Consider the following 17,624-nt stretch of genomic DNA (forward strand, 5'->3'; position numbering starts at 1 on the left):
GATCAGAGAGCGTGCTCGCAATTTTTTACTTCATTAATTACTCAAATTACTTCATTAATTACTCAAAACCAATTTTTTTTCTAAGTCCGATTATTTGATTTTGATAAACTTACCAATTACCTCGCGCAACTTCTCAGCATCAAACGGCTTAGTTAAATACTCTGTTGCTCCCGCCAAACGCCCCTGTACCTTATCAAAAGCTCCATCTCGCGCTGTCAGCATTACGATCGGCAAATTCTGAAACTGAGGCAAGCTCCGCACCGTGCGGCAGAGTTCCAATCCGTCAATACCAGGCATCGAAACATCCAGCAACAAAACAGAAATTTGTTCGTGATAAATAGTTGACAAAGCATCCACTGCATTGTCGGTTACGAGAACTCGAAACTCTTTGCTTAAGGCCTGTTTAACAAGTCCTTGCATCACGACACTATCATCAACTGCCAAAATAGTTGGTACTTGACTGCTACTTGCAGACATATTCTTCTCCCTGTTTATTTATAGTTCTTGAAAATACAAAACATACTTCCTGCATTTATTTTTTGAGGGTTGCCTCTATACAATAATTGTCAACCCCGTTGGAGCGTTAGTTGAAACATTACCCCTGTTTTTTTACCTCAAACTCGAAAAAAGGAATTGGGAGAGTGGTCGATCGGCAATTACAACAGTTGCCAAATGTGCATCCGGGCCCAGAAATCCTAAAGGTCGAGTTTGAACAACTATTGTTACAAAGTTTAACATCTTACCAATCTTTTGTAATTCATCTCCTAACAGTAGTTGAACTCCCGGCTAAGGCACAGCTCGGTAAAGGACACTGGTATTGTTGCACAAACCCCTGATTTAAATCTACCAGCAAGCAAGCTACCCACGATTAGACAAGTCTGTTAAAATACAATTAAACTGATAAAAAAATTCTAGGTAAGCAATAGTCATATATTTTGGAAAGCGGCTTCCTCCCAACAGAGGCTCTTAAATTTAGAGAGCCGGAGGTATTCAAAAGCATAGTCAACTGGAAGTATAATTTATATAGTCTAAGATTTGGGGTGCTCTAACTCCGATAACTCAAAAGTTTCCCGATCAGTCAAGAGGTTAGTCTGAATTCGGCGCAAGCAACCTGCGCCGAATTTGCGCCCAGAGTCTCCCAGCACAGAATTCATAGCTTGTTTTTCAAGGGAAGTATTGAGAAGGGCGGTTGCCAGCAACTAGACGGGCAGTTACATATGATGAAAGCACCCTTGCCTCTTGGTAAAAAAGTGTTCAAGCTCCATAACATTGACTTGTATCAACTTCTCGGCTCTGCTCCAGACGCTTGCTTGGACAATTTGGTAGGTTTGGCAGCTCAAATCAGCCGAACTCCTATTGCTTTCTTGAGCTTGATTGACGGTAATCGCCACTGGTTGAAGTCGCAGTTAGGTATCGATCGAACTTTGGCCCACCGTTACCTGAATTTTTGCGATCGCGCCCTGAACCAAACTCCCGAAGAGTTCGCCCAGAGATCAAACTCAAACTCGGAATTTGACCGGGCAATTTCCCTGCAACAACCGCCAGTTGCTCCCGAATTGGCGGTTGAACTCCCTATAAATTCCTTTAAAGAACTGCCCGCCGCCATTGTCCGAGACGCTTCCACAGATGTGAGATTTGGCGAACACCCGCTGATCGTTTTCTACCCCTTCGTGAAATTTTACGCCGGCATCCCAGTTGTCAGCTCTGATGGCCAGGTGCTGGGAGTGCTATCCGTCATGGACTCGGTGCCGCGAGACTTGACAAAAGAAACGATAGAATATCTACAAGCTTTGAGCCGGCAAGTTGCGAGTTTGGTGGAGTTGCGCTGGCAATTAGTCAAAGCTCAAAAACAGTTGCCAGAGGTAGAAGATATTAGCTCGGACAGCCAGCAAGTCTCGGAGTTAGTTCGTCGTGACTCGAACCCCTCCAGCTTGTGTGCGGTACATACGCCACAGAGCAGCATGAGAATATACGCAACAAAAAAGCTCCCGACGCTCGATGAAACAGGCAAATCTCAATATTTGTGGGAAACTTCAGCGAGCATCGGGCGTGCAGACGATACCAAACAAATCGGAGAAATTGATGCCGGCCCGCGGGACACCTCCGGTCAACTAACGGCCGCGTCGCTAGAAGAGCGATTGCGCTTGGGAGCTCTGCAAGCTAAAGTCGGTGCCGCCCTCGGACAAGGTGGGAAAATATCGCCCATCCTCAACCGCTGCACCGAGGCAATGGTAGATTACCTCGACGCCAAAGAGGCGAGTATCTGGACGTTCAACCCGCAGACAGAGCAGTTAGAATTGCAGGCCGATTCAGGACTCAGCACCGAAGGGTGGCAACGGGAAATAGAAGATTGGGTGCGAGCAGAACCGGGAAAACTCCAAACGGCTCCTGTATGCCTAATGTCGAACCCGTCTCTCTGCGCCATTGCCTATCCGCTGATAGTGGAGGAGCGACTGGTGGGAGTGATGGCTCTGTGCAGTAGCGCTTTGGTAAGTGAGGGAGCGCTAGAAGTTCTGAGCTGCATGGCTAACGCCATCGCCGTGGCGATCGATCGCATCACGGCCCGAGAAGAATTGTTGAGCCGCCGGGAAGGCTTGCTGTTCGGCCTCGCCAGCCAGATGCGAAATTCCCTCGACCTCGACAAAATTTTAGATACGGCTGTCAACGAAATTCGCAGCTTGTTGCAGGTTGACCAGTGCTACTTTTTGTGGTACTCCATCTCGCGAGACGGGCAGCCAAGCTTTGCAATCACCCACGAGGCGGCAAATCCCGAACTGAAGGAGCGGCTCACAGAATACCCGATCGAACAAGTAACCCTGCTGGCCGAGAAAATTTGCCACCGCCAAACCCTCCGGATCGGGGACGCGGCAACAGCACTGTGCATAGAACCGCCCACGCGAGATTTTTTGACCCGTATGGGGATTGTTTCTAACCTGCTGCTGCCGCTCAAGACTCGCTCCGGTCAAATGGGTGCTGTAGTTTGCAACCATTACAGCAGCCACCGTTCCTGGGCGACGAGCGAAGTGGAATTGCTGCAAGCGGTGGTGGATCAACTGGCGATCGCGATCGACCAAGCCGAACTCTACGCCCAAACCCGCGCGGCAGCCTTAGCAGCCCAAACTCAAGCCCGCCAACTCACGGAAACTTTGCAGCAGTTGCAGCAGAAAGAAGCTCAGCTCATCCAAAACGAAAAAATGTCCTCTCTTGGTCAAATGGTCGCCGGCGTCGCCCACGAAATTAACAATCCGGTTAATTTTATTTACGGCAACTTGACTTATTGCAAGCAGTACATGAAAAATCTGCTGGATTTGCTGCACTTGTATCAAAAGCACTACCCCGAGCCTTGCCCCGAAATACTCGACAAAAACGAAGAAATCGATGTTGATTTCATAGCGCCGGATTTGCTGAAAATTCTGTCTTCAATAGAGATGGGAACTGAACGCATCCGCCAAATTGTCCTGTCTCTGCGGAACTTTGCACGGCACGACGAAGCCGAGATGAAGCGGGTGGACATTCACGAAGGGATTGACAGCACGCTGCTGATTTTGCAGAGCCGCTTGAAGTCAAATGGACTCGTACCGGGAATTGAGGTAATTAAAGACTACGGCAACTTGCCGAAGGTAGAGTGCTATCCCGGGCAGCTAAACCAAGTATTTATGAATATTTTGGCGAATGCGATCGACTCTTTGGAAAATCAGCCTCCACCCAAGACGATTAAAATCTCGACGGCGGTGGTGGGCCCAGGCTCGGAGGCTGATGATTCAGGAAAGTCAAGCGGTCAAGTTGTGGTGATTCGGATTCAAGACAGCGGGCCCGGATTGGCCGAAAAAGCTAAATGCCACTTGTTTGACCCTTTCTTTACCACTAAACCTGTGGGCAAGGGTACGGGACTTGGCTTGTCTATCAGCTACCAGATTGTGGTGGAAAAACACGGAGGAAGCTTGAACTGTATCTCCAAACCAGGAGAGGGAGCGGATTTCAGGATTGAAATCCCGGTAGCTCGCCCGCGTGCGCTCAAAGAATAAACCTGCGGGCGATCGGTTTCAAAAAGATTTTTTAAATTTTATTGTCAAAATGCTTGACAGATTGCTGTGTTTGAATGTTAAGATAGTGAAGGTTAAGACGTTGGGGCGTCGCCAAGTGGTAAGGCAGCGGGTTTTGGTCCCGCCATTCAGAGGTTCGAATCCTTTCGCCCCAGTTAAATTGTTTGATGTCAATCAATTATTTAACTCATAGTTTAGAGTTAGTTCTTGACAGACGATATAAAAAATACTCCATAACTACAAACGTAATTAGGAGTTGCTCACAGGATATAAGAAACCGGCTTTCTTGCGGCGGGTTTTACCTAAAAGCCTAGATTTGTGGTCAAGAAATTGGTTTTTTTGGTCGTCAGTACCCTTTTTTGGTAGAAACCGTTGTTTTTGCGTAAGATCGCTTCTGAGTGCACCGGAATTGTAAAATCGAGTCAACATTCAACACTCATATCAAATCGGGTTGCATTGGAATGATTAAACCGCTCTTGACGCCGAAAAAACAGAGAAAGAGAACACAGAGATGAATAATTCCCATGCTACCGGATTTGATATCAACCATCCTTCAGTTTTTCGACTAACGGTCAACAGTCAACTTTTCGACTAACAGTCAACAGTCAACAGTCAACCCGCCCTACTCCATATCACTGCACAGTGCTGGGGCCACGAGCATTTAGTCGATCGAAAACGTATCGGGAAATTGCCGGAAATGCTGTTTCGTCCTTGGCATAAGCCGGATCGTCTGCAAAAACAACTAAGATATAAATCGCGCGATCGTCTAAAGTTCTAACAAATGCCGCTTCGCTGCGGGATTTGGAAGTATAGCCTACTTTGGAACCAAAATAAATATTAGTTGGTAAAGATTCGCCGAGAAATCCTTGTATCGAATTGCTAGGGTCATTTTTCCACGCCTTGGGGTCTAAGTCTCTCGTTAGCAAGTAAGCCATTTTGCGGCTGGCGACACTAGAAACCGCTTGCCTAGTATAGATTTCATATATTAATCTGGCGGCTTGGTCGGTAGTTACTTGATTGCGAATCGGCTGGGAAGCATCGCCCCGCAATTGCAAGTCGCGACCGATAGGACCTTCTTGCCTCAAATAGTATATGGGATAATTTTTGGTGCTTATACGAATATCATTGTAGCCTGCAGACTGGAAAAATGTGTTAATTTGCGTGCGCTTTTTCAGCCAGGTTTGCAATTCTTCTCCTGCGAGCCGTCCGCCGGATTTTGTATCTGTGATTTTGTCTAAAATCCTGCTGGCAGCATCGTTGTTGGAGACGCGAATCATTTGATCTAGGTCGTTTTTAAAGGTAGATTCTCGTTGCGTAATAATGCCTTTTTCTATGGCTGAGTAAAAGGCTGCCATCCAAAATAACTTGGCAACGCTAGCGGGAAATCGGAGAGTTTGATTTTGATATCCTGCGAAGGTATGAGTTTTAGGATTGCTGACATCAAATAAGGTAATTGATAGCCGTTCTGCCGGCAGTCCTTTGCTGGTTGCAATCTTCACAGATTCATCAACAATCCCTTGCAATTCTTGAGAGTAAACTGGATTGGGAGGCGTTTTGATGTTGTAGCTAAAGGTAGGCTCGCTTTGACGATAGGCTAAATTTTCCGATGGTTCAATTGTCGGAGGCGAGAGTGTTTCTTGAGGCGAGATGGGCTGTTGAGCCAAGATGACTGGCGGTTCTGGGGGACGGCGAATTCTGAACGGTATTGTGACAATCCAACCGATCGCGATCGCCCCGGCAATTAAGCACAGGATGTTACGGTATTTTAACCGAGAAAATTTCGTCCTCACTCGGCGACGGGATTGGACTGGACCTTCGCTGCTTTGGCGGCGGCGTCCGACTGGGCGCTGGCTGCTTTGGCGTCGGGATTGGATTAGACCTGTTGCAGGAATCTTAGCTCGATCGGTCAACCGCAGATACAAGGGAGATGAACGCAGATGAACCCAGATAATTTCAAGAATTGAGAGCGACTTTTGCAAGAGGTCTATGGGGCGTCGGGTCTGGATTGGGCGACGAGATGGGACTGGGCGCTCGGTGCTTTGGCGTCGGGACTGGACTGGACGCTCGCTGCTTTGGCGTCGGGACTCGATTGGGCGTTGGGGCCCGATGGGGCGGCGTCGGCGTTCTACTTGCATTACAGTTTTGTGCTATCAAACTCGCACGATCAGTTTATAATAGGGCGGCATCTAAATGACAAGTGTATCGATCTAGTCCGCTGTTGCCAATTTTATCGGTCTACTAGGCTGATTGAGACTTCTAGTAATTGTAAAATTTTCAGGATAGCACTGAGTTGAAGCAAAATCCTTTGAAAAACATGAGAATTTTTTTGAGTCTGGCTGTTTTGGGATTTGCGATCGTCGGCGTGAATAATTCTTTGATACCTGATGTTTGGGCATTTCAGTCTCAATCTGCTACGGGATATGTTGTCGAGCGACAAACAGCAGGACAGGGCGCGGATTTAGCGTTTTCCTTGACGGGAAAAAGCGAAAATCTGGAAATAACAAACAAGCAAACTGTTTCCAGTTTTCCGAGTATGTTGTGGGACTTCAACAATTTAGCAGAAATTTCCTATTCCGAATTGCTGAATGTGCTGGCAAGACGACCAGACTCAAATAATACCGAGAGAGAAACCGCTGCACAGCCTGAAGACATAGCACGTTTTGAAAAGGTGGTACAGTATGCAAAACAACAAAATTTGCACGATCGCTCGATCGGAGAAATCGTCCAGGCGATCGCCGATAATTTCCGAGGAAAACCCTACGCCGCTGGTTTGCTGGACGAATCCGGCGAAGAAAAGTTGATCGTAACTTTGAATAAATTTGATTGCGTTTTGTTTGTAGAAACTGTTTTGGCGATCGCCAGGGGCATAGCAGTACAAGATTACGACTATCAAAATTTGGTCAATCGCATAGAAGAACAGCGGTATTTAAACGGTAAAATGAACGGTTATTGCAGCAGACTGCACTATTTTTCCGAATGGATTAACGACAATCAAAAACGGCAAACTGTGGAAAATATCACCGCTGAATTAGGTGGAGTACCCATGAATAAAACACTAAATTTCATGAGCCAGCACCGCAGCAGTTACGCGCAAATGGTCAAAGATGAAGCAACTTATCAGTGCATAGTCAGCCAAGAAGCAGAATTAGCCAAAACTACTGTTAATTACATCCCGACAAATCGGATAAAAAGTGTTTATTCTCAGTTAAAACCAGGGGATATTGTAGCAGTAGCCACGGATGTTAAAGGATTGGATGTCACGCACACAGGTTTAGTTTATCGCAATGCTGACGGGAACCTCGGTCTAATTCACGCTTCGCCTGCTGGGGAGGTGACAGTTGCTTACGACTTGCAGAGATATATTAGGAGAGTCGAAAGTGCGATCGGCATTGTAGTCGCTAGGGCGAAAACACCTGATTAAATTGGTTTATACTCCTAGGGTGCATCAGCTTGCATATTTTAGCTGAAAATTTAAAATTTCTGTGGTGACGCACCCTACAAACTACAGAAACCGGGCTTTTTGCCGAATTTACGGTTTGCCACGAAGTATTTTTGTAAAAAAACCCGGTTTCTGGGCCCCCATGCGTAACCCTCAAATCCTATCGTTTCCGGTTGCATCGGAATAATAAAATCGAGTAAACAGTTAACACTCAACCATTCAGTTTTTCGACCCGCCCGTCAACAGTCAACAGTCAACAGTCAACAGTCAACAATAATTCCGGTGCAACCGGAATTGATATCAATTGACAATTTCGCTGCGAGATACCTTACTCTTTCTAGCAGGATTGGGCGTTAATTCCGGTGGCGAAACTTGAACACTTCCCCACTCATTCAAAAAGCTTTTCAGCAAAACCTCTTGCTGAGTGCGAAATGTCTCGACATTTGCCCCTCCATTCATAATCACAAACCACACAGTTTCTTGTTTTTGAGTTGGCAGGGCTCCGCCCAAAGCGCTAACATTATCCAACGTGCCCGACTTGACTACTGCTAATTTGGGAAGGGCGCGTTCTGCCAGTATTCCTTGATCTTTTCCAACTACAGTTAAGACATCAGCAACTGTCATGCTGTAAGGTTCAAGATAGCGTTCTAAAGCTAGAAATAACGCGCAAGCAGCCCGGGGAGAAATGAGATTTTCTTCGCTCAATCCCGAACCGTTGACGAGTTGAATTTCAGCGGGAGGAACTCCGGTTGCTGCTGCTGCTTTTTGCGCGACTGTTTTGGCGCCGCCGACAGTATCAGCTAGCATATCTGCCATGAGATTGTTGCTGTACTGATTCATTTTTTTGATGAGTTCAGCAAGGGGTAAAGAATAATGTTTTACTAAAGGCTGCACCTGGTTGGGAGATGCTGGTAAAACTTGTACAGTACCCTCAATTGCTATTTGGGGTTTTGGCGTATTTGGAGGCAGGGTTTGATACTGGGCGGCGGCTTCGCTGGGCCAGATTTGACTGTTCAATCCTTGTTTGAGCAATTCTCCCGATTTGAGGGGATCGAGTTCAAAGTTCATATAAAACTTATCGACAATTATTAAATTGCCACTGACTCGCTTGATCCCTTTTTGACTTAAGGCGTTACCAAGGGCGATCGCCTCTTCCCAAACAAACAACGGATCGGCGGTTCCCTGAACAATTAAATCGCCTTTTAGTATGCCGTTTTCTATTTTTCCCGTTGTACCAATTAAGGTGATAAATTGATGTTCCGGCCCGAATTGTTGCAGCGCTACCAGAGATGTTGCTACTTTGGTAATAGAAGCGGCCGACAGAGGAACTGTACCTTGGTGATTGGCTAGCAAAGTATTGCCAGATTGCATCCAGACGCCTTGGTTTTCTTTGGCAAAACCTTGGGCTGCCAACCCGTTGAGATATTGCTGGATTTTGGTACTTGTGGGGGTTTCGGGATTGCTAGCAGAGACTATTAAGGGCTGAGGCTGACTTGGTTTAACTGGCGGCGGGGAAGCTTCAGCTACAGGAGAGGGAGATGCAAGTTGAGGTGATTCAGTAGCTGCACATCCGGCAATAATTGTAAGAAGGGCGATCGAACTCGCAGCAGTCAAGTAGCGGTTTTTCAGCATTACTTTAATTTTTTTCATCAAATGTACGATCGTCTGTTCGGCACGCCCGATGGAAATTTTAGCACTAGCCAGCGCGTTGTGGAGCCTCCGCATCTGCGTTACCAGACTCCCGAACCGCTGACATTACCTCTCTTCTTCTCCATCTTCCTTCGCGTTCTTTGCGTCTTCACGGTTCGTTAAATAGATATTTTTTAAAGACTGCGGAATTTTATACCAATAGTCCGGACTGTTTTTAGTTCGTAGTCTGAAACCCTGGATTTTCCGTTGGTAGCTCGATTGCCTTGGAGCCTGGAAACCCTTATTCTACGGTTGGTAATCAAAAACTGCCCGAAGTATTGAAATCTAAAATCTAAAATCTAAAATAGTATGATCTTCAGCGCCTGGGGCCTTCACCCCAGGCCGATCGCTCTCACAAATTTTCGATAAACTGGTTTATCCAGCCATACTCCCTATACTCAGCGGCACCATTTCGCCGTGCATCGTCAGGCCTAATAACATCGGCCCGCCCGGTCGAATCAACTCTCCTGTAAGCGCGCAGCGTTCCTCCTGCTGTGCTGTGGCATTAATGCTGGCTCGAATATCCGATCGAGAAAACATCTGCCGATACTCTCCAGACTTCTGCTGCACGTAATTCCAGAGCAAATCTCGAATCAAAGCTTGATAGCCTTGATTGCCCGCGAGCTCTTTAAGTCTCTCCTTGAGTTCTCTTTCGAGTCGAATGCTGGTGACTTCCATTTCGGTGGTTGAGGTTCTAGGTAGGGTATGCATAATTTTTTCTCCGTGACGGGTGGACATATGTGTAATATCAGTGTAGTATGTTTACAGCTAGATTGAAAGCCTCTTAACCACCTTCTGCCTGCTGTGAAATTTCTCCCCACCTACTCCACCTATCAATTGAAGTGCGATCGCCCCACGGGTCACTCTGAGTCGTTACGGCACGTTTTTAGCACGGGTTTTGCGACTGTCACAGCAACCTCGTGGGCGGGCTTGGGCCTAATTAAACGCGGTTATAGTGGATTAGGACAAATTGCAGAAATTAATTACAACGAGGTAGACCGGGACGGTCTGCAAGTGGCACAGCCACATCGAGATACGCGAAGCGGGAGGTACAGCTAAACGACTGTACCAAGACAGGATGAAAATTTGCCTTTAGCAGTTTTTCTAGCCCCCGCTTCTAAGTAAGAGAAGCGGGGGCATTTGATTGGATATTTGAGAAATTCGATCCGCTTGGGGAACTGGGAAAAAACCAGATGTAGCCAATGCTGACGAAGCAAGCAAAATTCAAAATTCAAAATCTAAAATCCAAAATTGATGAGGAGGAGCAAGCCGTGACCGTAGTAACTGATGTATTGAGGCAATCTGTGGTGGTGTTTTCTCAGAATTACCTACCAATGAGCCGTGTCAACATCAAACGGGCGATCGTACTGTTGGTAACAGGCAAAGCTGAACCTCTGGATTTTAGCATCGGCAACGGCTGGCTGGTACGATCGCCCAGCACCAGCATCCACGTACCCGAACAAATCCGCTTAACTTTTGGTAACAGGGAACGCTTGTGGAAAGTACCCCCGGTCAATCGCCGGGAAGTTCTGCGCCGCGACGCTCATTCTTGCCAATACTGTGGTAGCAATCGGCATTTGACGCTGGATCACGTGATGCCTCGATCGAAGGGCGGCCCGCATACTTGGGACAACGTAGTGACTGCTTGCGAACGGTGCAACTCTCGTAAGGGCGATCGAACTCCTATAGAAGCTGGAATGTCTCTGCGAACTAAGCCAAAGGCTCCCATACACCCCACTGTTGCTTTTGCCGAACTGTTTTGGCACGAATATCAAATAGGGGAATAGGGCATGGGGAATAGGGCATGGACCAAACAAGTAATTGGTAATTGGTAATAGCTAATAGTTAATAGCTAATTAAGTCCTGTAATTGAAAAGGATTTTAGGTCCCAATAGCAAACTTTTCATTCCGACCTATCCAATGTCCGATGGCCAATGCCCAATGCCCGATGCCCGATGCCCAATGCCCGATGCCCTATTCCCCATGCCCAGTTCCCGATTTTCAATTTTAAACTTTCAATTCCAAATTTAGGGCTGTCAATATGCTGAAGTTGACTTACACTGAAACGGGCTTTAACCTCGAGCGTTTGGCTCAATCTCCCGAACAGTTAGTGGCGCTGCGAGTTGTGCTGGCTATGCGAGTTGGTCAAAGCATCAGCGTCGAACCGAGCACTGCGGCATTTTTGCTGCCCGCGAATTTGCCGGCGCTGTCTCTGTTGGAATCTGAGGCCCGCCGAAACGACAACGATGCGATCGAGCTTTGTGTTGCTGATACTGACTTTGTAGAAGTGACTCTGCGCGGTACGTGGATTTCTGAGGCGTCCGAGGGGGCTGACGGCGTGTTTGCGACTGTGTTGGGCGATCGGGCGGAGCTATTGCTGCTCAATCTCTGGCTCGAAACTCAGGCTGCTGCAGAGGTTGTCGGGGAAGTCGGCGATTAATATCGGATGTGGAAGGAAGAGGGAAGAGGGAAATATTTTCTTCATCTTCCACTTTCTCCCACTCCCCACTCTTCACTCTCCCTCTCTCCTTAAGGCGTATAAATTATGTTGAAGTAAATTCCCTTATCTTGCAGATTGTCGCCTTTATCGCTAATTCTCACCAAAGGGAAAGCGTAATCTACCCGCAGGTTCACCCGCTGTATCGGTTCCCAGATTACCCCCAAACCCAGACCGGCTAAAAATGTCTGATTGGTTAATTTATTAGGATTGTTCGCAACGTTCCATACAGTACCTGCATCCAAAAATGGAGCTAATTGTAGTTTTGGATTTCCCGAAGCATCGCGCTGCAAAGTAATCCGATCTTCGATGGAAACTCTGAAGCCGTTATCGCCAGAACGGACATTTTGGCGGTAGCCACGCAAAGATTGCCCGCCGCCAATTACAAATTGCTGGGAAGGCAACAAACTATTAGCTGACAACTGCAAGTCTGCCTGCAAAATTAATAAATGTTTGTCATTCAATCGCTGTACTCGCTGCACTTGACCCAGCCAACTAAAAAATTGTCCGTCCGGGTCAGAACCTTCGTTTTGAGTAGCATCAAACAAGCTAGTGCCGATCGTAAATTGCGATCGCAAAGCCCAAGCGCCCTGAGGGTCGCGCCGAATGTAGTCCTGTCCCAGCTTAATTGAACTCGTAGTGGTGACACCATTGGAATCCGGGCCGATGCCAAAAGCATACGGTTCGCCGGCGAGAAAAGTTCTGCCTGTCTGATAAGTAAAACCGGCAGACAACGCAAATTCTTCGATCGGCGTTCTCCGCAGCGGCTGGCGGTAACTAACTTCAAATAAATGCGATTTTCCTGAAATGTCAAAAGCGTCAAAAGGTGCTTGTACGATACTGTTGCGGTTCGGGGCCGCCCTCAATTGCAAAGTGCCGTTCATCGCATTTAGCGGCACGCGATAGCTGAAATCAAATACGTCTGAATCGCCGAGCGATCGATAATAAGCCGCCGCAAGTTCGTCGCCATTTCCTGTTATATTGCGGTGCCGCAAACTAACTCCCAATCTTTCGGAACCAACACTGGGAGGCGAGTAATTGTCAATGCTGAAAGTAGGCTGAAATGGATTAGCTTCCGAGACTCGGACGATCAGAATGCTCTCGGCTTCATTATCCCCAGCCCGCAGACTGGCCTCTACATTGTCAAATAAAGGATCGACCCGCAACAGCCGGAGTTGGTCTTCTAAGGAAGCTGTGCTTAAAGGCATTCCGGCACCGAGTCGAATCCGGCTGCGGATGTAATTTGGATTCAATCTTTTAGTTCCTTCTACCTCAATTCGGGCTAGCTTGCCTTCAATCACTTGAATTTGGACTACCCCTGCGGTGATAGTTTGGGGTGGCAAGACTGCTCTCGAAGTGATGTAGCCACGATTGAGGTAAATTTCGGTAATTTTGTCGGCGATTTGTTTGAGCTGTTCTAGGGTGGTAGAACGGCCTTCTAAGGGGTTGACTAAGGCATTAATTTCGTCTTGGCTTAAAATTGTGCTGCCCACTACTTGAATTTTCTGCACCTCAATTGGTGTATTCGGCAGGGTTGAGGGAACTGGCGACGGGGACGGCGGCGCTACTGTGGGCGGTACTTGGGGAGGTTCTGGCGAAGGCTGCGGGGCCGGTTGCAGAAATCGATCGCGATTTGGATCTGGCTGAGTCGGCGGCGACGGTAACAGCGGATCTGGTAGTCGCTCGCGGTTTAAGTCGGGCGGGAGGTTTCCCGGTGGCGTCTGCGGGTTCTGAGCTAAAACATGATTACAATTTAGCTGGTTCTGACATTGGGGATCGTTGTCAACCAGATTTGTTTGTTCGGGCAAGATGCCCGCACCACAAGCAGCTTCATCGATTGTGGAACAGGCATATTGGCTGTTCTCGGCGGGGTTCGATTGTGTTTCTGGTTCAGGGTTGGTCTCGATGGAATCGCGAAGCTGATTTAAGTTGGTCGCTGTTTCATCCTGCTTGATTTCCAGTTTTTGCAGTGCTAATACTTGATTGCCCGTATCTGCTGAGTTGTCAGCGGCGACGGGCAACTGAGAAATATCGTTGGTTTGGGATATAGCTTTATTGGTGTAAAAGCAAACCATCGGGAGCGAAGTTAGAAGTGAAATCCCTAACCGAAATAGTGCAATATTTGCATTCGGGCGCATAATTAATAATTTCTCTAAAATAAGTTTGTCGGCTGCTTGACTATGCCAGTTTATCATTTAGTATTAGGCGAAATTTGACCGTCAAAATCTTCACAGTCCGCCTTTCAAGATGCCAGAAGTCAGAACTGCTTGCCGATCGGTACACAAATTTTAATTTATTTAGCACGATCGACCAAACAACCCGCAACAGCCAAAAATCATCTGTGGCGCTGCCAAATACCGCCCTTTAAACCGAGTTTGTCGTACTTGCTGCACCAGTCATACCATTTGAGATTTGAGATTTGGCAATGACTCGCCCAAAAACGGATACCGTACCCCGAACGCTCATCAGCGTAGATCCTAAAATTTTAGACTCCTGTTCGAGATTCCTGATTCAATGCAACAAGTAAATCTAAAATCTAAAATCTAAAATCTAAAATCTAAAATCAACTGACTGATGGCTATCACAGTTTGGGGCTTGCCTACCGTTGCATTCTTTTTTGGAACTGGTGTTTAATTATTTTCTGGTGATAGGTGTTAATTCACTTGTGACTAAGGGTTCTTGGGCTATTTTGCCGAGTTCGACTGAGTTGAGCACTGCTGACCACTCGATCGCTAAACTGGCATCGCTGGGAGACTCGATACGCAATTGAGCTAGAGTTGCCAGGTACTCGTACCAAAGACGTTGTTGGGCGAAGATACTGAGCTTGGTGAGATCGGGCGATCGATCCAACTCTGTTTGCACGGTTGGGGCGAGTGCGGTGCGGTTGATCCACCCGGAAACGAGAACATCATCTCTTGTATTTTTGGGGTTGCATTTGATAGTAAAGTACCATTGATAGTTTTTGCCAACTTCCAGGGTTGGCGAGTTGTCGTCGGAGTCGAGGCTGACGCTAACTACACCTGCACGGCTAGTTACCATGCGAAAACTTTTTTTGTACAGTGTTTTGTCTCTTTGGTCTGCTAACTCAAACTGAACTGTTTTGTCGAGGGCTATAGGAAGGTAGTAGAAAAATGTTGGCTTTGCTGATATGGTTTGCCCCATAGTTGATTGGGGAATCAAAGCAGTTAAGGCAGTTGTGGCCGTGGGGCATTCTAAGCCGCGGGTTCCTCCCCCTTCACGCCTTCCGGGTACTCCGTCCTCCGGCGGTTGAAAGGTATTCCACGTGGAACCCGTTGGCTGAATGTTCGGTCTGCTTCCTCTGGTTTTAGGGGGTTGAACTGTTTGCCAGTTGAGGGGTAGCTGCCGTGGTGAGGGGCGCTTGACAATGTTTGCGGGGCTGTTGAGAGCCTCTGCTGGTATTAAGAAACTACCGGCGGCAACTGCCTCTAAAGACAGAATTAATGAAAAAGCACCGATATTTAGAGCAGACTTCAAAGCCATGACGAACCTGCCTTTTGATGAACCTAGGAACTTTATCGCACGGTTTTATTCTATCCAAGGTTTTGACGGATATAGTAATCTGTTGTACTTAATTTATATCTTTAGGCAGATACTATTATTTTGGTCGCTGTGCTCAACATAGAATTCTGTGTCGCCTTTGTCAGTGGTAGCTTAGTAGTTATACTTACTTCCATTCACGGCACCAGGTTGGGTTGAGCTTGTTAAACCCAACTTTGACAAAGACTAATATTCGGGTCCTTTTAACTCTAGCCAGAGGATACAGCGCGTCTTTTCGTAAAAACACCCGGTTGATGCGTCAATCCTGAATATCAGGAAACTCGGCAATTTTGCTGGTTAACCTCAAGCGAGCGGCTACAAGTTACAAATCAGGTTTTCTGTACAATACCGGCAAGAAATTTAGCATGAATCTCGATTCACCTGTTCTCTCGGACAAACAGCCTTCGGGGCTGCGGATGGTAAGACCCATCGGAGTCTTGGCACTGCACGGCATTGCTTTTTTAGGAAATAGGTTGTTCGCTGTCGATCGCGCCGAAGGGCTGCTATTGGAGATCGATCGAGAAACTGACAACACTACTGTTTTGAATCCTTATCAAACGGCTAAGTTTGCGGGCGCAACCGGGCTGGCTATTTCGGAAGATACTCTCTGGTTTGCGCGGGATGAGGATATTTGTTGCTGTCGGGGCGCAGTTCGGGACGGGGCGATCGCTGCACTCAAACCGGAACATTTTGTTTCACTTTCTTATCCTGCTGACGGGATTGCTGTGTGGAAATCTACGCTTTATGCGACTTGCCAGAGATTAAATGCGATTCTGGTTTTTGACCTGAAAACTGGTCGGGAAATTACTCGGTTTTACGCTCCCGGTATAGGGGTGGAAAATATCACAGTCCGGGATGAGGAAATTTGGGTTTGCGACAAGACTGAGCAAACTGTTTACTGTTTGGAACGGGGAACTGGGGAGATTAAATTTAGCGTTTTGACTCCCTTTGAGTCGCCTTCTGGTTTGGCTTTTCACAAGGATTCCGAAACGGGAGAGGAGGTTCTGTACGTGGCTTATGCCGGGGATGAACTTTACATCCGGGATGACCCGAATTCGGAAGATCCTTTTCAGTTGACAAAGCGCGATCGCACTTTTATTCAGCCTTTATATTTTCACTACAATGAAGCCGAGCGCTACGCTCTGTCAAACGGTTTTTTGATGGAAATGTCTTATGTGGAGGAACTGTCTCCTCTCGATGAGGTAGAAATCGAAAATTTGGAGTGGCGGATTGCTTTGCCTTCGGAAACTCACCGACAAAAGGTCAGGAAAATTACGCCGATTGGAATGCCTTTTACTGAGGAAATTCAGGAAGGGGAACGGGTGGCGGTGTTTAAGTTCGATCGGCTGCACCCTGGGGAACGCCGAATTTTTGGCTGGAAGGCTTTGTTAGAAGTTCGATCGATTAAGTATCAGTTGTCGCCTCGGGATGTCGAAAAGATTCCCAAGCTGTCGCCGGAGTTTGCAGCTAAGTATTTGGTGGATAATGACAATTTGGCGATGGATACGGAGATTGTGCGATCGGCTGCTGGGGCTGCCATTGGCTCAGAAACTAATATTCTGAGGCAGTTACTGAGCATTCGCAATTTTGTTTACGACCAACTTTCTTACGGCATTAGGCCTCACATTGACACTCCCGATATTGTATTACGCCGCGGCATCGGTTCTTGTGGCGAGTACGTGGGACTTTTGTTAGCTTTGGCTAGGTTAAACGGGATTGCTTGCCGCACGATCGGGCGCTACAAGTGTCCGGCTTTTGCTGACAGAAAAGGGGTGTCGCTGGAGCCGGATTTCAATCACGTTTGGCTGGAATTTTACATTCCGGGTTTTGGGTGGGTGCCGATGGAATCTAATCCTGATGATATTCAAGACAGAGGCCCTTATCCTTTGCGATTTTTTATGGGTTTGGCTTGGTATCACGTAGAAATTGGCAAGGGAATTCGGTTTCAAAGTCTCACGAGCAGCGGTCTCCCTTTGAACAAGGAGGATGTTTCCGTGGGGAGTCTGGCAATTAATCATGTGAGGTTTACAATTTTGGAAGATTTGCCTGCAGTTTGAAGAGAGTGTTAACAATTAACAGTTAGCCGTCAACATTCAACTGTTAATTGTTAACATTTTTCATCTAAAATCGAAAGTAGAAAATGTAAAATCAGAGGAAGAGGGGTTGTGGAATTTTCGATTGCTAATATTCTTGTTTTAGTGGCCTTTGTACTGCTGCTGACTGTGACTGGCGGAGTCGCTTATTTGACGGCGGTTGAGTGGCGCGATCGCAGGCGGTTAGATAAGGCTAAACGGAAAAAAAAGTAACGGTTTGCTGTTGACAAATCGCATTTTTTATGATAAAAAACAAGGCGACCTGGTTGGCTCGCCTTGTTTTGTGATTTGAAATATTTTCACTG

13 protein-coding genes and 1 tRNA gene are annotated in these 17,624 nt (G+C 47.1%); 8 read left to right on the forward strand and 6 right to left on the reverse strand.

Annotation, left to right across the window (positions count from 1 at the left end):
* Window positions 1-90: 90 nt before the first annotated feature.
* A complete protein-coding gene (locus QUA33_RS14465; RefSeq protein ID WP_006631154.1) occupies window positions 91-477 on the reverse strand; it encodes a response regulator in 387 nt (128 codons plus the stop codon).
* A gap of 740 nt (window positions 478-1,217) precedes the next feature.
* Between QUA33_RS14465 and QUA33_RS14470 the strand changes: the two genes are divergently transcribed.
* Window positions 1,218-4,025: a GAF domain-containing protein gene (locus QUA33_RS14470; RefSeq protein ID WP_333149171.1), complete on the forward strand. Its 2,808-nt coding sequence runs from the start codon at window positions 1,218-1,220 to the stop codon at window positions 4,023-4,025.
* A gap of 101 nt (window positions 4,026-4,126) precedes the next feature.
* Window positions 4,127-4,198: transfer RNA gene (locus QUA33_RS14475), tRNA-Gln, on the forward strand.
* 477 nt (window positions 4,199-4,675) lie between these two features.
* Here QUA33_RS14475 and QUA33_RS14480 read toward each other — a convergent pair.
* Window positions 4,676-6,178 (reverse strand): serine hydrolase, encoded by a 1,503-nt coding sequence (locus QUA33_RS14480; protein WP_333149172.1) that lies wholly within the window; start codon window positions 6,176-6,178, stop codon window positions 4,676-4,678.
* Window positions 6,179-6,357: 179 nt separating this feature from the next.
* On the opposite strand from QUA33_RS14480, the gene QUA33_RS14485 reads away from it, so the two are divergent.
* A complete protein-coding gene (locus QUA33_RS14485) occupies window positions 6,358-7,464 on the forward strand; it encodes an N-acetylmuramoyl-L-alanine amidase-like domain-containing protein (RefSeq protein ID WP_333149173.1) in 1,107 nt (368 codons plus the stop codon).
* Between the two features lie 318 nt (window positions 7,465-7,782).
* On the opposite strand, the gene QUA33_RS14490 is transcribed toward QUA33_RS14485, so the two are convergent.
* Window positions 7,783-9,114 carry a D-alanyl-D-alanine carboxypeptidase gene (locus QUA33_RS14490; protein ID WP_445243246.1) on the reverse strand — a complete coding sequence of 444 codons (1,332 nt, stop codon included), beginning with the start codon at window positions 9,112-9,114 and terminating at the stop codon, window positions 7,783-7,785.
* A gap of 432 nt (window positions 9,115-9,546) precedes the next feature.
* The gene (locus QUA33_RS14495) at window positions 9,547-9,882 is read right to left on the reverse strand and encodes a ribbon-helix-helix domain-containing protein (protein WP_039886507.1); all 336 of its coding nucleotides are present in this window, start codon (window positions 9,880-9,882) and stop codon (window positions 9,547-9,549) included.
* A 93-nt stretch (window positions 9,883-9,975) separates the two neighbouring features.
* On the opposite strand from QUA33_RS14495, the gene QUA33_RS14500 reads away from it, so the two are divergent.
* From QUA33_RS14500 to QUA33_RS14510, 3 genes are all read left to right on the forward strand, one after another.
* Complete coding sequence (locus tag QUA33_RS14500) at window positions 9,976-10,230, forward strand: hypothetical protein (protein WP_333099801.1); 255 nt, start codon at window positions 9,976-9,978, stop codon at window positions 10,228-10,230.
* Between the two features lie 212 nt (window positions 10,231-10,442).
* Complete coding sequence (locus QUA33_RS14505; RefSeq protein WP_190660760.1) at window positions 10,443-10,958, forward strand: HNH endonuclease; 516 nt, start codon at window positions 10,443-10,445, stop codon at window positions 10,956-10,958.
* A gap of 254 nt (window positions 10,959-11,212) precedes the next feature.
* Window positions 11,213-11,611, forward strand: coding sequence for an alr0857 family protein (locus tag QUA33_RS14510; protein ID WP_333099802.1), 399 nt, complete (start codon window positions 11,213-11,215; stop codon window positions 11,609-11,611).
* Between the two features lie 89 nt (window positions 11,612-11,700).
* Here QUA33_RS14510 and QUA33_RS14515 read toward each other — a convergent pair whose 3' ends face one another.
* Entirely contained in the window at window positions 11,701-13,863 is a 2,163-nt protein-coding gene (locus QUA33_RS14515; RefSeq protein ID WP_333149174.1) for a ShlB/FhaC/HecB family hemolysin secretion/activation protein, read from the reverse strand.
* Window positions 13,864-14,302: 439 nt separating this feature from the next.
* Window positions 14,303-15,169: a DUF928 domain-containing protein gene (locus tag QUA33_RS14520; RefSeq protein ID WP_333149175.1), complete on the reverse strand. Its 867-nt coding sequence runs from the start codon at window positions 15,167-15,169 to the stop codon at window positions 14,303-14,305.
* A gap of 422 nt (window positions 15,170-15,591) precedes the next feature.
* Between QUA33_RS14520 and QUA33_RS14525 the strand changes: the two genes are divergently transcribed.
* Together QUA33_RS14525 and QUA33_RS14530 are read left to right on the forward strand one after the other, a co-directional pair.
* Entirely contained in the window at window positions 15,592-17,283 is a 1,692-nt protein-coding gene (locus tag QUA33_RS14525) for a transglutaminase family protein (protein WP_333149176.1), read from the forward strand.
* A gap of 108 nt (window positions 17,284-17,391) precedes the next feature.
* Window positions 17,392-17,532, forward strand: coding sequence for a hypothetical protein (locus QUA33_RS14530; RefSeq protein WP_333029071.1), 141 nt, complete (start codon window positions 17,392-17,394; stop codon window positions 17,530-17,532).
* Window positions 17,533-17,624: the final 92 nt, after the last annotated feature.

The organism is Microcoleus sp. Pol14D4, from assembly GCF_036701245.1.
Taxonomy (GTDB): Bacteria; Cyanobacteriota; Cyanobacteriia; order Cyanobacteriales; family Microcoleaceae; genus Microcoleus.

Bases quoted from the DNA above. Each gene is read 5' to 3' on its own strand.
- QUA33_RS14465 (WP_006631154.1), bottom strand. From the start codon at position 477: ATGTCTGCAAGTAGCAGTCAAGTACCAACTATTTTGGCAGTTGATGAT.
- QUA33_RS14470 (WP_333149171.1), top strand. From the start codon at position 1,218: ATGATGAAAGCACCCTTGCCTCTTGGTAAAAAAGTGTTCAAGCTCCAT.
- QUA33_RS14480 (WP_333149172.1), bottom strand. From the start codon at position 6,178: ATGCAAGTAGAACGCCGACGCCGCCCCATCGGGCCCCAACGCCCAATC.
- QUA33_RS14485 (WP_333149173.1), top strand. From the start codon at position 6,358: ATGAGAATTTTTTTGAGTCTGGCTGTTTTGGGATTTGCGATCGTCGGC.
- QUA33_RS14490 (WP_445243246.1), bottom strand. From the start codon at position 9,114: ATGCTGAAAAACCGCTACTTGACTGCTGCGAGTTCGATCGCCCTTCTT.
- QUA33_RS14495 (WP_039886507.1), bottom strand. From the start codon at position 9,882: ATGCATACCCTACCTAGAACCTCAACCACCGAAATGGAAGTCACCAGC.
- QUA33_RS14510 (WP_333099802.1), top strand. From the start codon at position 11,213: ATGCTGAAGTTGACTTACACTGAAACGGGCTTTAACCTCGAGCGTTTG.
- QUA33_RS14515 (WP_333149174.1), bottom strand. From the start codon at position 13,863: ATGATAAACTGGCATAGTCAAGCAGCCGACAAACTTATTTTAGAGAAA.
- QUA33_RS14520 (WP_333149175.1), bottom strand. From the start codon at position 15,169: ATGGCTTTGAAGTCTGCTCTAAATATCGGTGCTTTTTCATTAATTCTG.
- QUA33_RS14525 (WP_333149176.1), top strand. From the start codon at position 15,592: ATGAATCTCGATTCACCTGTTCTCTCGGACAAACAGCCTTCGGGGCTG.